The 15,281-nt window shown below is 48.0% G+C and carries 12 protein-coding genes; 3 read left to right on the plus strand and 9 right to left on the minus strand.

What is annotated here, in order from left to right; genetic code table 11:
* Positions 1 to 74: 74 nt before the first annotated feature.
* Together glyS and glyQ are read right to left on the minus strand one after the other, a co-directional pair.
* Positions 75 to 2,141, minus strand: coding sequence for a glycine--tRNA ligase subunit beta (glyS, locus tag RH88_RS14505; protein ID WP_005597318.1), 2,067 nt, complete (start codon positions 2,139 to 2,141; stop codon positions 75 to 77).
* Positions 2,142 to 2,144: 3 nt separating this feature from the next.
* Entirely contained in the window at positions 2,145 to 3,083 is a 939-nt protein-coding gene (glyQ, locus tag RH88_RS14510; protein ID WP_005597320.1) for a glycine--tRNA ligase subunit alpha, read from the minus strand.
* 591 nt (positions 3,084 to 3,674) lie between these two features.
* Between glyQ and RH88_RS14515 the strand changes: the two genes are divergently transcribed.
* Complete coding sequence (locus RH88_RS14515; RefSeq protein ID WP_005597322.1) at positions 3,675 to 5,348, plus strand: ABC transporter substrate-binding protein; 1,674 nt, start codon at positions 3,675 to 3,677, stop codon at positions 5,346 to 5,348.
* A 214-nt stretch (positions 5,349 to 5,562) separates the two neighbouring features.
* Positions 5,563 to 5,823 (plus strand): hypothetical protein, encoded by a 261-nt coding sequence (locus RH88_RS14520; RefSeq protein WP_005597324.1) that lies wholly within the window; start codon positions 5,563 to 5,565, stop codon positions 5,821 to 5,823.
* Between the two features lie 58 nt (positions 5,824 to 5,881).
* Here RH88_RS14520 and tusA read toward each other — a convergent pair whose 3' ends face one another.
* Positions 5,882 to 6,130 carry a sulfurtransferase TusA gene (gene tusA, locus RH88_RS14525; RefSeq protein ID WP_005597326.1) on the minus strand — a complete coding sequence of 83 codons (249 nt, stop codon included), beginning with the start codon at positions 6,128 to 6,130 and terminating at the stop codon, positions 5,882 to 5,884.
* 485 nt (positions 6,131 to 6,615) lie between these two features.
* On the opposite strand from tusA, the gene RH88_RS14530 reads away from it, so the two are divergent.
* Entirely contained in the window at positions 6,616 to 7,557 is a 942-nt protein-coding gene (locus tag RH88_RS14530; RefSeq protein ID WP_005597327.1) for a LysR family transcriptional regulator, read from the plus strand.
* 115 nt (positions 7,558 to 7,672) lie between these two features.
* Here the strand turns inward: RH88_RS14530 and acuI are convergent, their stop codons facing one another.
* From acuI to ilvG, 6 genes are all read right to left on the minus strand, one after another.
* Complete coding sequence (acuI, locus tag RH88_RS14535; protein WP_005597328.1) at positions 7,673 to 8,653, minus strand: acrylyl-CoA reductase (NADPH); 981 nt, start codon at positions 8,651 to 8,653, stop codon at positions 7,673 to 7,675.
* Positions 8,654 to 8,866: 213 nt separating this feature from the next.
* Positions 8,867 to 10,429 carry a threonine ammonia-lyase, biosynthetic gene (gene ilvA, locus RH88_RS14540; protein WP_050798516.1) on the minus strand — a complete coding sequence of 521 codons (1,563 nt, stop codon included), beginning with the start codon at positions 10,427 to 10,429 and terminating at the stop codon, positions 8,867 to 8,869.
* 3 nt (positions 10,430 to 10,432) lie between these two features.
* The gene (gene ilvD, locus RH88_RS14545; RefSeq protein WP_005597330.1) at positions 10,433 to 12,274 is read right to left on the minus strand and encodes a dihydroxy-acid dehydratase; all 1,842 of its coding nucleotides are present in this window, start codon (positions 12,272 to 12,274) and stop codon (positions 10,433 to 10,435) included.
* A 15-nt stretch (positions 12,275 to 12,289) separates the two neighbouring features.
* The gene (locus RH88_RS14550) at positions 12,290 to 13,234 is read right to left on the minus strand and encodes a branched-chain amino acid transaminase (protein ID WP_005597331.1); all 945 of its coding nucleotides are present in this window, start codon (positions 13,232 to 13,234) and stop codon (positions 12,290 to 12,292) included.
* 13 nt (positions 13,235 to 13,247) lie between these two features.
* Positions 13,248 to 13,532 carry an acetolactate synthase 2 small subunit gene (ilvM, locus tag RH88_RS14555; RefSeq protein ID WP_005597332.1) on the minus strand — a complete coding sequence of 95 codons (285 nt, stop codon included), beginning with the start codon at positions 13,530 to 13,532 and terminating at the stop codon, positions 13,248 to 13,250.
* Between the two features lies 1 nt (position 13,533).
* The gene (gene ilvG, locus RH88_RS14560; RefSeq protein ID WP_005597334.1) at positions 13,534 to 15,180 is read right to left on the minus strand and encodes an acetolactate synthase 2 catalytic subunit; all 1,647 of its coding nucleotides are present in this window, start codon (positions 15,178 to 15,180) and stop codon (positions 13,534 to 13,536) included.
* Between the last annotated feature and the right edge of the window lie 101 nt (positions 15,181 to 15,281).

The raw sequence follows: 15,281 nt of genomic DNA on the forward strand, positions 1-15,281 counted from the left end.
AAAAGCCCAACTCGATGAGCTGGGCTTTTTACACTAGCGTTTATCCGCACAGATTGAACGTTTTATCTAGCCGACTACTTTTGCAGTAGAGAAATATCGGCAATCTGTAGGAATAGGTTACGTAGGTTGTTCAGTAGCGTCAGACGGTTCGTCTTCAGTGCTTCATCATCAGCCATAACCATTACGTTGTCGAAGAATGCATCTACTGGCTCACGTAGGTCTGCCAGTTTGCTTAGTGCTTCTTGGTAGTTACCCGTTGCGAACGCAGGCTCTAGCGCTTCTGTCATCACTTCAACGCTTTCAGCTAGCGCTTTCTCTGCATCTTCTTGCAGAAGTGCTAGATTGATTTCAGAGGCAAGTTCGCCATCGAATTTCGCTAGGATGTTACCCACACGCTTGTTCGCGGCTGCCAGTGCTTCTGCTGCGTCTAGCTCACGGAAGTGAGATACCGCTTTAACACGTTGGTCGAAATCAGCTGGTTTCGTTGGACGACGTGCCAATACCGCTTGAATGATATCGATGCTAAAGCCAGCATCTTGGTACCATGCGCGGAAACGACCTAGCATGAATTCAAGTACGTCAGCTTCAACGTTCGCGTTAGTTAGCTTGTCGCCAAGTAGCGATTTCGCTTTCGCGATCAAATCAACAAGATCTAGGTTGTAGCCGTTTTCAACGATGATACGTAGTACACCAAGAGATGCACGACGTAGTGCGAATGGATCTGAACCTTTTGGTGCTTGGCCAATGCCGAAGATACCCACAATCGTATCTAGCTTATCAGCCATCGCAACGGCTGAAGAGATCCCCGTGCTTGGTAGGTCATCACCAGCGAAACGAGGCATGTATTGCTCGTAAAGTGCCAGTGCAACTTGCTCATCTTCACCATCATGTGTGGCGTAGTGCATGCCCATAACGCCTTGGGTATCGGTAAATTCGAATACCATCGAGGTCATTAGGTCACATTTCGCTAGCAGGCCAGCACGCTGAGATTTCTCAACGTCAGCACCGATTTGCTCAGCAATGTAGCCAGCAAGTTCAGTGATGCGGTCTGTCTTGTCTTTAATCGTACCAAGCTGCTTCTGGAAGATCGCCGTTTCAAGTTGCGGCAGGCGATCAATCAGCGGGCTCTTACGGTCAGTATTGAAGAAGAATTCCGCGTCCGCTAGACGTGGACGAACCACTTTCTCGTTACCTTCGATAACGTAGCGAGGTTCTTTCGACTCAATGTTTGATACAAAGATGAAGTTTGGTAGTAGCTTCTTGTTGTCATCGTAGACAGGGAAGTACTTTTGGTCACCTTTCATGGTGTAAACCAAGGCTTCAGAAGGGACTTTTAGGAACTCTTCTTCAAATTTGGCGGTTAGCACAACTGGCCATTCAACCAATGAAGTCACTTCTTCAACCAAGTCATCTTCTAGATCCGCAACACCACCTACCGCTGCTGCTGCTTTTTGAGCATCAGCCAGGATGATGGCTTTACGCGCATCATAATCGGCCATTACCTTGCCGCGCTCTTCAAGAATCGCAGGGTATTGATCGGCAGAATCAATCGTGAACTCGCGCTCACCCATGAAGCGGTGACCACGTAGAGTACGTGCAGAAGCCACGCCAAGGATTTCACCTTCGATCAGCTCATCACCAAGTAGAATCGTTAGCGTTTTTACTGGGCGAATAAATTGAATGTCAGAGTTACCCCAGCGCATTGCTTTAGGGATTGGTAGGTTTGCGAGTGCTTTCGCCGCAAAATCGACCACAAGCTCTTTAACTGGCTGACCTTTCACTTCTTGTTTGAACAGTAGCCATTCACCTTTGTCTGTCACCATGCGCTCAGCTTGGTCAACAGTGATGCCACAACCACGCGCCCAACCTTGAGCTGCTTTGGTTGCGTTGCCTTCTGCATCAAACGCAGCAGCAACGGCAGGGCCACGTTTTTCAACGATTTTGTCTGCTTGGCTTGCTGCTAGGTTTGCCACTTTAAGCGCAAGGCGACGAGGGGTCGCGTACCACTTAAGATCGTCAAATGCGATTTCAGCGTTGTTTAGTTCTGCAGCAAAGTTTGCGGCAAACGCTTCTGCTAGTGAGCGAAGTGCTTTCGGTGGCAGCTCTTCGGTACCTAGTTCAATTAGAAAATTGTGCGCCATGGGTTACTTCTCCTCGTTATTCGCTTTTTGTTCTGCTGAGCGGCACATTGGGAAACCCAGTGCTTCACGCGATGCGTAGTACGCTTCTGCGACAGACTTAGTCAGATCGCGGATACGAAGGATGTAACGTTGACGCTCAGTAACTGAGATAGCTTTACGGGCGTCTAACAAGTTAAAAGCATGGCCTGCTTTTAGGATGCGCTCGTAAGCTGGCAGAGGTAATGGCTTCTCAAGTTCAAGTAGCTTTTTACACTCTTTCTCACACTGCTCGAAGAAGCCGAATAGGAATTCAACGTCTGCGTGTTCAAAGTTGTAAGTTGATTGCTCAACTTCATTTTGGTGGAAGATATCACCGTAAGTGACGTTTGAACCGTCTGGTGCGACGTTCCATACCAAGTCGTACACTGAGTCAACTTCTTGGATGTACATTGCTAGACGTTCAATACCGTAAGTGATCTCGCCAGTCACTGGTTTACACTCAAGGCCGCCAACTTGTTGGAAGTAAGTAAACTGCGTTACTTCCATACCGTTTAGCCAAACTTCCCAGCCAAGACCCCAAGCACCCAATGTTGGGTTTTCCCAGTTGTCTTCAACAAAGCGAATATCGTGAACAAGCGGATCGACACCAAGAACTTCAAGTGAGCCTAGGTACAACTCCTGAATGTTATCTGGAGATGGTTTTAGTGCTACTTGGAATTGATAGTAGTGCTGCAGACGGTTCGGGTTTTCACCGTAGCGACCATCGGTCGGACGACGTGAAGGTTGAACATACGCTGTTGCCATTGGCTCTGGGCCAAGTGCACGTAGACATGTCATTGGGTGAGAGGTGCCAGCACCTACTTCCATATCTAGCGGTTGAACAATCGTACAACCATTTTGAGCCCAATAATCCTGCAGCGCGAGGATCATTCCCTGGAAGGTTTTGATATCGTATTTTTGCATAGTCAGGTTCGCGCGATTCTTCTGAATGATTTAAAAAAAATAACAATCAAGTATACCCAGATATTGTAGATGGGAGTAGAGGCAATGTTGCTTATTTCATAGCCAGAAAGGTTAAGTTTGCCTATTTCTCCGCATATTTATCTTTAAACGGCTTAAATCGAATTTAAAGGGGCATTTTTCGTTACGACGCTAGGGTTGCTATCGTATGGGCGGGTGCTTCGCAATATTGGTGTTTGTTGGTGCTCGCAGGGGTGATTGGCATGGGGGGTTATGATAGAAACGTCTTAAATAGTGAGCATTAATGACGGCGAGTTGGTGTTGAAATTTTAATCAGCTCGCATTTCTCACCGATGATTAAGGCCGCCCTTTTTATTTCGAAGTGTTGTAATTTTCTACCATTTTGAAACATAAAATTTGAATTGAATCGCTAATATATCGCAAAGCAAGAAAAAAAGACGTCGCTCATCGGTCAAATGGAAGGTTGGATGTAACATGTGTGCAACCTTATGTTTTATTTGGTGATTTTGGTTGGATTGCTGCTTGTGAGGAAAGTGGTTATTTTGTGGTCGTATCCATTCATAAGGTATTGCTATGAAAACCACTTTACTCTCTGCAGTGATTGCTTCTGCATTGACTCTATCTGCGCAATCTGTGGTTGCTGCTGATCTGGATAGTCTGTCCAAAGTGACGATTATCCCAAACCATAATGCGTCATTGATTCGTAACTTTAACCCTTACGCTGTTTCTCGTTTGCATACAGCGCGTGACTTCATTTTTGAACCGTTAGTGGTTTTCAATGAATTGAAGGGCAATATCCCTGAGTTCCGTCTTGCGACGGGTTACCAAATGAGTGACGATCTTCTCAGCATCACTTTTGATTTGCGTGAAGGGGTAAAATGGTCTGATGGTGAAACATTCAACGCCGATGACGTGGTGTTTACCTTCAACTTGGTTCAAGCGAACCCAAATATCGATGATCGCGGTATCAACACTAAAATTAAGTCAGTGGAAAAATTAGGCCCTTACCAAGTGCGTTTCCACCTTAATGAAGTGAACACCAACATCAGCTACGAGATTGCTTTAGTACCCGTTGTGCCTGAGCATCAGTGGAAGAGTGTTGAAGATCCAGCTGCGTTTATGAACCCGAACCCAATTGGTACTGGTCCGTTCACCGAACTGCCTCAATTTACTTCAACCTTGTTCCTGCAGTGTCGTAACCCAAATTACTGGGATAACGCGAGCCTAGATGTCGACTGTCTGCGCGTACCGCAAATGAACCACAATGACCAAGTGTTGGGTGAGTTAATGAATTCCAACATCGACTGGGCGGGTTCGTTCGTTCCAGACATTGATCAGACGTATTTAGCGGCATCCTCGGATCATGGTTACTGGTATCCACCTGCAGGGACACAAGCCTTTGTGTTTAACTATGAGTCAAAAGATAAAGTGAAGCATGAAGTGTTGAGCGATGTTGAGTTCCGCCGTGCTTTCTCAATGGCTCTGGATCGTCAAACACTGATTGATATTGCTAACTATGGCAACGCAGTATTGAATGACTTTGCATCGGGTCTAGGCTACGCGTTTGAAACGTGGTCAGATGAAAAAACGCATAATAAGTACAAGCCGTTTATGACCTACTCAGCCGAAAAAGCCAAAGCGGCTCTTGCGAAAGCAGGCTATAAAGACATCAATGGCGATGGCTTTGTTGAGTCGCCATCAGGTGAGACGTTTGAGTTAAACATTCAGTCACCGCAAGGTTGGACGGACTTTAACAACACCGTTATGTTGGCGACGGAGCAGTTGGCAGAAGTGGGTATTAAGGTGAAAGCACGTACTCCTGACTTCTCTATCTACAACAATGCGATGATTAATGCGGATTACGACATCGCTTACACCAACTATTTCCATGGTCCAACGCCGCATACTTACTGGGATAGTGGTTACCACTCGCGCCTACAAGGCTCTGAAGGTATGCCGCGCTTTGCGATGCACCACTGGAAAAACGCTGATTTGGATAAGTTGCTAGACAGCTTCTACAAAACAGCGGATAGCCAAGAGCAGCGCCAAATTGCGAATAATATCCAAGCGTTGATTGCAGAAAATCAAGTGACGGTTCCGGTATTGTCTGGTCCTAACTTCTACCAATACAACACTAAGCGCTTTACTGGCTGGTGGACAAAAGACAACCCGAAAGGTCGTCCTATGATTTGGGAAGGAACACCAGAGCGTCTACTGCACGTGTTGGATCTAAAACCACGTAGCTAATAATCTGCGGATTAAAGTGACCTCACGCGATTCAGGCTCTAACCTTTGGTTAGGGCCTTTTTTTATCTTGTTACATTGAGCTGTACGTTCAATATGTTGTTAGAGATCGGTGATCGTTTGAAGGTAAAATCGGTGAAATGCGTGACCGATGACATATAAGTGTCATCATTGTCATGCTACTTTAACCATAACAATAGTGGTGGAGGGCGACAGTATGCTGACACGTTATATGGGGATGTCCCCAAAGAGTCAAAGCTATCTATTTACTTTTGGTTTGGTGCTGACATTGCTTGGCATGATGCTGACCGACATGTGGTTGCCGATGGTTGCAGGTGCGATCATTTTGGCGGGATTAACGGTTGAATCATGGATTCGTGTCGCCCATATAATTCCGATGCATGAAGAGATGCGAGTGATGCAAAAGCAGATTCACAAGCTGCAAGCGGAAATTCGAACCATAGAATACGACGAATAATCAAACGGCTGCCTAGGCAGCCGTTTTTCATTTTATCTCTCTACGAACTGAGCGAAGTTTAGCTCAACCCCTTCTTAATGAGATACAGGTAAGGTAGTTGTTCGGTTTGCGCAGCAACTAATTGATGATCCATAAAGCGGCAAAAACTCGGAATGTCACGAGTGGTTGATGGGTCATCTGCTTTGACGAGCAGTACATCCCCTTCTTGCATGTTACGGATTGTCTTCCTGACCATCATCACTGGCTCTGGGCAGCGTAGTCCTTCTGCTTCTAGAGTATGCGTAGCCTGTTCTGGATTGAATGTCATGGTCGTCACTTGTTTGCTTTACGAGGCGCAGATAATACGCGTGGAGAAAAAATATTCAATAATCACTTGGCAAAGTGATCATTTTGTTTTAATTTAATTAACAAGTTGGTAACAATTAATTGTGACCAAGGAGTTTTAAACGTGTTTGAGTTGTCGTCTGCCGCGATAAACCCATCGCTTTAAGGCTCTATCTGTATAAGGCGACGTCTGATGTAGCTTGCCATTTAAGTCATAATTGTAGGGATTTGGCTTAAAGAGTCCAGAGGCAAGCGTTGCTTTATCACATCGTATATCAGCACACGGTATTGTTTCCACACGACTACATTCCGACACTATCCCCAGTTTTCTTGGGCTTCCCCGCCGAAAGGCGGGATTTTTTTGCAAGTCATTTATCGAGAGCGACCGACAGTTATCGCGATGATGACTCGATAAATTCCACTTGTTAATAGTACACTTAGAGCATCAATCGAGCTTGGATGAGTGAAGTGGAACTAGAAGATATCTATCGTCGTGATTTGAATTTATTGGTCGCACTGCGAGTGTTAATTGAAGAAAGCAGTGTCAGCAAAGCGGCGACGCGACTCAACCTCAGTCAGTCGGCGATGAGCCGAGTGCTAGGTCGCTTACGCACCTTACTCAACGATCCACTGTTTACTCGTCAAGGACAGCAACTGATCCCAACCGAAAAAGCGTTAGAGATTAATGCGCGTTTAGGGGACCCGCTGGAGTCGTTACGTCAACTGCTGTCACCTCGTGAGTTTGATCCACAGCGTTGCGAGCAAACCTTTACCATCGCGACGACCGATTATGCATTACAAACGATTTTGCCGTTTGCACTCCCCCGCATCTATCAAGAAGCGCCGCTGGTGTCGCTTAATTTCTTGCCATTGCAGCATGACCGATTGGCCGATCAGTTGACCTACGAAGGGGCAGATTTAGCGATTTGTCGTCCGATTGGGACCGTTGACCCGTTATGTAGTGAAGTCATTGGCCGCGTTGGCGTATTTTGCTTGCTCTCTAAACAGCATCCGCTGGCGGAGCAAGAGATGAGTCTAGACGATTATCTTAGCTATCCTCACGCGATGATTGCAGTGAGTGATGGGGTGAAAGCACTAATAGAACAAGCCTTGGTTGGTCACCCACAGCGTCGTATGGTGTTACGGGCTTATCATTTGGAAGCAGCATTGGCGATTGTGGATACCATGCCGTTGATCATTACGGTTCCCGCTGATTTGGCTTATTTGGTTGCTGAGCGTTATGACTTGGTGGTGAAACCGTTGCCGTTTCACTTCACGCCATTTGACTATTCATTGATTTGGCATCCGCGCTGTGAGCATTCACCAGCCCAAGAGTGGTTACGAGCGATTGTTAAAGAAGAGTGCAGTCGTTTGATTGCCAAGCGTATTGAAGATATGGGTTTAGATTGATCGAAAAGAATGAGACATGTCATTCCGGAATAGAGGAACGAAATGTCCGGAATCTCTAGCGTATAGAGACTCCTTACTCGCTCGTTCCTCACTCTAAGGGATGACTCAGAAGCGCTTATAGCTTGATCACAACACGACCAGTCACTTGACCATTGGTGATGTCTTCAGCGTATTTTGGCGCTTCAGCCAATTCTACTTCAGTACATGCTTGTTCAAAGTAGCTGTCTGGTAGTAGCTCAACCAGTTTTTCCCATGCTGCGATACGTTTTTCAAATGGGCATGAAACTGAATCTACCCCTTGTAGGCGTACGTTACGTAAGATAAACGGCATAACCGTCGTCGGAAGGTCAAAGCCGCCCGCAAGGCCACAAGCGGCTACTGCGCTGTTGTAATCCATTTGTGCCAGTACTTTGGCCAGTACGCTGCTACCAACGGTGTCTACCGCACCAGCCCAGATTTGTTTTTCTAGTGGGCGAGCTGGCTCAGCAAATTCGCTGCGATCGATAATACGGCTAGCACCTAGTTTTTCTAGTAGTGGACCATTTTGTTCAACACGGCCCGTCACGGCTGCCACTTTGTAGCCTAGCTGAGCAAGCAGTGTTACTGCGACAGAGCCCACGCCACCACTTGCGCCTGTAACGAGAACTTCACCCGCTTCAGGTTTTACACCGGCATCCAGCAGTGCTTGTACACAAAGCATTGCGGTAAAGCCAGCTGTACCCACCATCATCGCTTTTTTGCTGTCTAAGCCTTGTGGTAGTGGTACTAACCAATCTGCTTTTAGGCGAGCACGTTGCGCCATTCCGCCCCAATGATTTTCACCTACGCCCCAACCGGTCAGTACAACATGGTCACCCGCTTGGTAACGGTTGTCTTCTGAGCTAATCACCGTACCCGCAAGGTCAATACCCGGTACCATTGGGAAGTTACGAATGATCTTACCTTTACCAGTGATCGCTAGGCCGTCTTTAAAGTTTAAAGAGGAGTAATCCACCTCGATCAATACATCGCCTTCAGGCAGTTGTGATTCATCGATCTGCTCGATAGCAGCAATGGTACGTTTTTCTTCTTGGTTTAAAATCAGAGCGTTAAACATAGGTTTCTCCACTTAGGGACAGCAATTAATTAACTAACGATAGTGTAGTCTGGAATGTGGTATGACGAAAATGAAACTTTAGCATTGAGTCTATGCGCTTTGCGCATGATTAAGGTGCGTTGACTTGATTAGAATAGAACAAAGTCAGCCGAGAGGGCTGACTTTGTTGAGCGGTTTCTATCAGGCCGTAGAAAGCGGCTGACGATTGACGTATTACGATAAGAAGAATTGATAAGACGGGTTGTTAGTCTCATCTTTGCATTGATAGCCCAATTCCCTTAAATGCAGCGAGAAGCGGGCTAAATCTTGCTCATCTAATTCAAAACCACACAATACTCGACCATAATCCGCGCCGTGGTTGCGGTAGTTGAACAGGCTGATATTCCAATGGGTACCCAGAGTGCTAAGAAATTTCAGTAGTGCGCCGGGATATTCTGGAAACTCAAAGCTGTATAACCGTTCTTTCAGTTGTTTCGATGGTTTGCCACCAATCATGTAACGTACGTGCAGTTTGGCCATCTCATCATCAGAGAGATCGACAACCGGATAGCCACCGGCACGCAGATCTTGGATGATGTTATCTAACTCACTTTGGCCGTCATTGAGGCGAACACCAACAAAAATGTTGGCTAAGGAATCGTCGTTATAACGGTAGTTAAACTCCGTCACGGCACGGCCACCAATCAAATTACAAAATTCAAAGAAAGCGCCTTGGCGTTCAGGAATCGTGACGGCTAATAAACCTTCACGCTTCTCACCCAACTCACAACGTTCTGATACGTAGCGTAAACCGTGGAAGTTAGTGTTGGCGCCCGACAAAATCGTGCCTAAACGCTTCCCCGTCAGTTGTTGTTTATCAACATATTTCTTCAAGCCAGCGAGTGCTAGAGCACCAGATGGCTCCGCAATGGCGCGAGTATCTTCAAAGATATCTTTCACTGCCGAGCAAATTTCGTCGCTTGATACCGTAACGTGACCATCGATGTATTTTTGGCATAAACGGAAAGTTTCGTCACCAATGCGTTTTACCGCTACGCCATCGGCAAACATGCTGACTTGATCAAGAACCACTGGCTCACCCGCATCCAGTGCGGCTTTTAAGCAGGCTGAATCTTCCGGTTCAACGGCGATGACTTTAATTTCAGGCATCAGTTGTTTGACTAATACGGCAACCCCTGCGGCTAAACCTCCACCACCGACCGGTACGAAGATGTAATCCAAGTGCCCATTTTGCTGTAGCATCTCCATACCAATGGTGCCTTGGCCTGCAATCACCAGTGGGTGATCAAATGGGGGCACGAAGGTGTAGCCATGCTTGGCTGATAAGCGCTCCGCTTCGGCTTTGGCTTCATCGAAGTTGTTGCCGTGTAGAACCACTTTGCCGCCAAAACTGCGTACGGCGTCTACTTTGATATCTGGCGTGGTTTTTGGCATAACGATGGTGGTTTTAATGCCAAGTTTCGTACCAGATAACGCCATTCCTTGAGCGTGGTTGCCAGCTGATGCGGCTATGACACCCGCGATTTTTTGTTCTTCAGTTAAGCTCGCGACCATGTTGTAGGCGCCGCGCAGTTTAAACGAGTGTACCGGTTGGCGATCTTCGCGTTTAAGCTGTACCTGATTGTTGAGCCGGGCAGATAAGCGAGGCATCGCTTGCAAAGGTGTCACTGTTGCGACTTCATATACCGGCGCGCGCAGCACCTGACGCAGATAATCTGCGCCAGATGGCAAGGCTTGGTCGGGCGATAGATCTTCTACCAATCCATTATTGACCATTGATTAGCCCTCTAATTTGCTTTTATCGCGTACCGCACCTTTGTCGGCACTGGTGGCTAAGCTGGCATAAGCTTTTAGCGCTAATGACACGGTACGTTGGCGATCGACTGGTTTCCAACCGAAAGTATCTTGCTTAGCACGGCGCTCTGCCAATTCTGACTCGCTCACTTGCAGTGAGATTGAACGGCTCGGGATATCAATGGCAATAATATCGCCATCGTTCACCAAACCAATGGTGCCGCCACTCGCCGCTTCTGGTGAAACGTGACCGATCGATAAACCTGAAGTGCCGCCAGAGAAGCGGCCATCGGTCAGTAGGGCACAAGACTTACCTAGCCCCATTGATTTTAGGTAGGTGGTTGGGTAAAGCATTTCTTGCATACCTGGGCCACCTTTCGGGCCTTCATAGCGGATCACGACCACATCGCCTGCTTTGACTTTGCCACCTAAAATGCCGTCAACCGCGGTATCTTGGCTTTCAAATACCACCGCAGGGCCTTGGAATACAAGGCTGCCTTCATCAACCCCAGCTGTTTTAACGATACAACCGTCTAACGCGATATTGCCCGAAAGCACCGCTAAGCCGCCTTCTTGGCTAAAGGCGTTTTCTTTGGTGCGGATACAGCCTTCAACGCGGTCATCATCAAGGCGATCCCAACGACAATCTTGCGAGAAAGCTTTGGTGGTGCGAATGCCAGCTGGACCTGCGCGGAAGAACTTCAACACCGCTTCATCTTCGGTTTGCATGATGTCGTATTGAGCGAGCTGCTCTTGCATGGTTAGACCAAGCACTGTGCGAGTTTGGTTATTGAGTAATCCAGCACGATCAAGTTCGCCGAGAATGGCCATCACGCCACCTGCGCGGTGAACATCTTCCATATGGTATTTTGGTGTCGAAGGTGCAACTTTACATAGATGCGGCACGCGGCGAGACATCTGGTCGATGTCATTCATATCAAAGTCGATCTCACCTTCTTGCGCTGAGGCGAGCAGGTGCAGAACGGTGTTGCTTGATCCGCCCATCGCGATATCCAGCGCCATCGCATTCTCAAATGCAGCGCGATCAGCGATATTGCGTGGCAGTGCAGAGGCGTCATCCTGCTCGTAGTAACGACGAGTCAATTCGACAATACGTTTACCGGCATTGATAAACAGTTGCTCACGATCGGCGTGCGTTGCCAGCATTGAGCCATTGCCTGGCTGAGATAAACCCAGCGCTTCGGTCAAACAGTTCATCGAGTTGGCGGTAAACATGCCAGAACATGAACCACAAGTTGGGCAGGCAGAGCGTTCCACTTGCTCACTTTGTTCATCGGAAATGGTTGGATCGGCACCTTGGATCATCGCATCAACCAGATCTAGCTTGATTATTTGATCGGAAAGTTTGGTTTTGCCCGCTTCCATTGGGCCGCCAGATACAAAGATTACGGGGATATTTAGGCGCATCGCGGCCATCATCATCCCCGGAGTGATTTTGTCACAGTTAGAGATACACACCATCGCATCGGCGCAGTGGGCATTCACCATGTATTCAACCGAATCAGCGATCAGCTCACGTGAAGGCAGCGAGTACAGCATGCCGCCATGGCCCATCGCGATTCCATCATCAACGGCGATGGTATTAAATTCTTTGGCGATGCCGCCAGCTTTTTCAATTTCGCCCGCAACCAGTTGGCCCATATCTTTAAGATGGACGTGGCCTGGAACAAACTGGGTGAAAGAGTTCACTACCGCGATAATCGGCTTACCAAAATCTTCTTCTTTGACACCGGTGGCACGCCATAATGCGCGTGCGCCTGCCATGTTACGACCGTGGGTGGTGGTGGCAGATCTATATTTAGGCATATCCTTATTCCTCTACTACTTTGCGGCTTCTTGTGAGTAAACGTAATCTAACCAACCCCACTTATCTTCAGTGGTGCCATTGAATAGACCAAAATACGCCGCTTGCAGCGCTTTGGTTATTGGGCCTCGTTTACCACAGCCAACTTCAATTTTATCGACAGTGCTAACGGGAACCACTTCTGCAGCGGTTCCGGTCATGAATACTTCATCAGCAAGGTACAGTGCTTCACGGGCAATATTGGCTTCGCGAACTTCGTAACCCATATCGCGCGCCAGTATCATGATCGAATCACGGGTGATACCCGGTAGGATCGCGCTGGTGGTTGGTGGGGTCAAAATGACGCCATCTTTAATGACAAAGATGTTCTCACCGGCACCTTCTGACAGGTAGCCATCAACGCTCAGTGCAATCCCTTCGTCATAGCCATGACGACGCGCTTCACCGCCAACTAGCAGTGATGAAAGATAGTTACCACCCGCTTTTGCGGCGGTTGGGATGGTATTGGGTGCGGCGCGGTTCCAACTGGAAATCATCGCATCGACGCCTTTTTCTAACGCTTCCTCACCAAGGTATGAACCCCATGGGAAGGCGGCGATGATTAATTCCATTGCGGTGTCTGCCGGTGGGCAAACACCTAAACCGACGTTGCCAACAAAGCCGAGTGGGCGAATGTAGGCGCTTTCGAGTTTGTTTTGACGCAAGGTTTCACGAGTTGCTTCCATGATTTCATCGACCGTATAAGGGATTGGGAAGCGGTAGATTTTTGCTGAATCTTTCAGGCGTTGTGCGTGCTCACGGTGACGGAAAACAATCGGGCCTTTAGGCGTGTTGTAACAACGTACCCCTTCAAATACGGATGTGCCGTAATGCATTGCATGCGTGAGTACGTGAACGTTCGCTTCAGCCCAAGGCACCATTTCGCCGTTAAACCAAATATAATCTGCTGTATTTGTCGCCATTGTATTGCCTTCCTTATGCACAAACTTTTTGTTGTAAGTTGTTATTTGGTAGTTGGTCACGAGCGATTTTGGTTACATCGACAGTGCGAACATCCCACAGTTTTTCAATTTGATTGGTAATAAAGGTGATCGGACGATCGCTGTCGACAATGATTTCCACACTGGCGACATGGCTTTCATGGTTTTGTGTTGCCGCCACTTGTTTGATGATGAAACCACGATGGCGAATCACGCGAAGAACACGCTCAAGAAGAACCGGTTTATCGTCCGCTTTGATATCAAGTAAGTATCTTTCCATGTTAAGTGTTCTCCAGCATTTCACTGTTTGACGCACCCGGTGGAACGAGTGGCCATACGTTTTCTTCCTCATCAATTAATACATGAAGTAAGTAGGCAGTTTTACTTGCAAGCATCTCTTTTAGAGCCGGTTCAACTTCTTCTTTTTTAGTGATGGTCTTACCCGGAATATCAAACGCTTTTGCTAGCATCACAAAGTCAGGGTTGTCATCCAAAATGGTTTCACTATGGCGACCATCAAAGAACAGCGATTGCCATTGGCGCACCATGCCTAAACGTTGGTTGTTGAGCAGTACGATCTTGACTGGAATCTGGCGACGTTTCAGCGTGCCAAGTTCCTGGACATTCATCATGAATGAGCCATCACCAGTGATAAGGATGGATTGATCGTCAGGGCGACCAACCGAAGCGCCCATTGCGGCAGGTAGGCCAAAACCCATGGTGCCAAGCCCAGCTGAGGTGATGAAGTTTTGCGGTTCACGTGGCTGAATGTGTTGTGCTGCCCACATCTGATGTTGGCCGACATCGGTCGAGACAATCGAACTATCTGGCATCATGTCGGAGAGTTGTTTTAATAAGCCCGGAGCAAAAATAAGTTCACCTGGGTGATCATAGCGCCAAGTAAAGCCCGTACGCAGGCTCTCGCTGTGGCTTAGCCATGGCGTAATGTCGTGGGTCAGTTCCAGTAGAGGCAATACTGCTTTTACATCCCCACGCAGAGGTGCGTTGGCGGTTCTGAGTTTATTGATTTCAGCGGCATCCACATCGATATGAATCACCTTGGCATTAGGAGCAAAGGTATCGAGCTTGCCTGTCACACGGTCATCAAAACGCGCCCCAACCGCTAATAAGAGATCGCATTCTTGGACGATAAGGTTAGCGGCTTTGGTGCCGTGCATACCGAGCATGCCAAGGTAATGTGAATCATGGCGCTCGATGGTGCCCAAGCCTTTGAGGGTACTTACTGATGGCATAGGATTGATGCGCAAAAACTCGCGAACCGTGTCGGTGGCATTACTCAGTTGTACCCCACCACCCACGTATAAAACCGGGCGAGAACTGCTACTTAGTAGTTGTTGAGCATGACTTAGCGCTTCACTGCTGACCACGGGGTGATCCGGCGGCGTGCAAGGGGGTAAGATTGATGTAGGAGCTTGGGCTAGCTGAACATCTTTGGCGATATCCACAATCACCGGACCAGGTCGACCGGTTTTCGCCACTTCAAATGCTTCGGCTAACGTTGGCGCTAACTCTTGGATGTCGGTGACGAGGTAGCTGTGTTTGGTACAAGAAAGCGACATGCCGATCACATCCATTTCTTGGAAGGCATCGGTACCGATATGGGAGCTAGCGACCTGACCAGTGATTGCAACCAGAGGAATGGAGTCCATGAAAGCATCAGCAAGGCCAGTGACCAGATTGGTCGCGCCAGGGCCTGAGGTTGCCATGCACACGGCGACATCTTGCGTTGCGCGCGCCATACCAATTGCTGCCATAGCCGCGCCTTGTTCGTGGCGGCAGAGGATGTGCTCCACGCCACCATCATAGAGCGCATCGTAGATTGGCATGATGGCACCGCCAGGGTAACCGAATACGGTTTTAATTCCTTGTTGTGCCAGTGCGGCTACAACTAATTCTGCACCGGTCATTGACCACCTCCTGCGCTACCTTGGTAGCTGTCCTTGTGTTGTTTGCACTTCATGTGCGCTCCCATTCTTCCTGTACTCTCTCGCCAAGTAATCCTGCTCGT

This window comes from Vibrio scophthalmi LMG 19158 (genome assembly GCF_000222585.1).
Taxonomy (GTDB): domain Bacteria; phylum Pseudomonadota; class Gammaproteobacteria; order Enterobacterales; family Vibrionaceae; genus Vibrio; species Vibrio scophthalmi.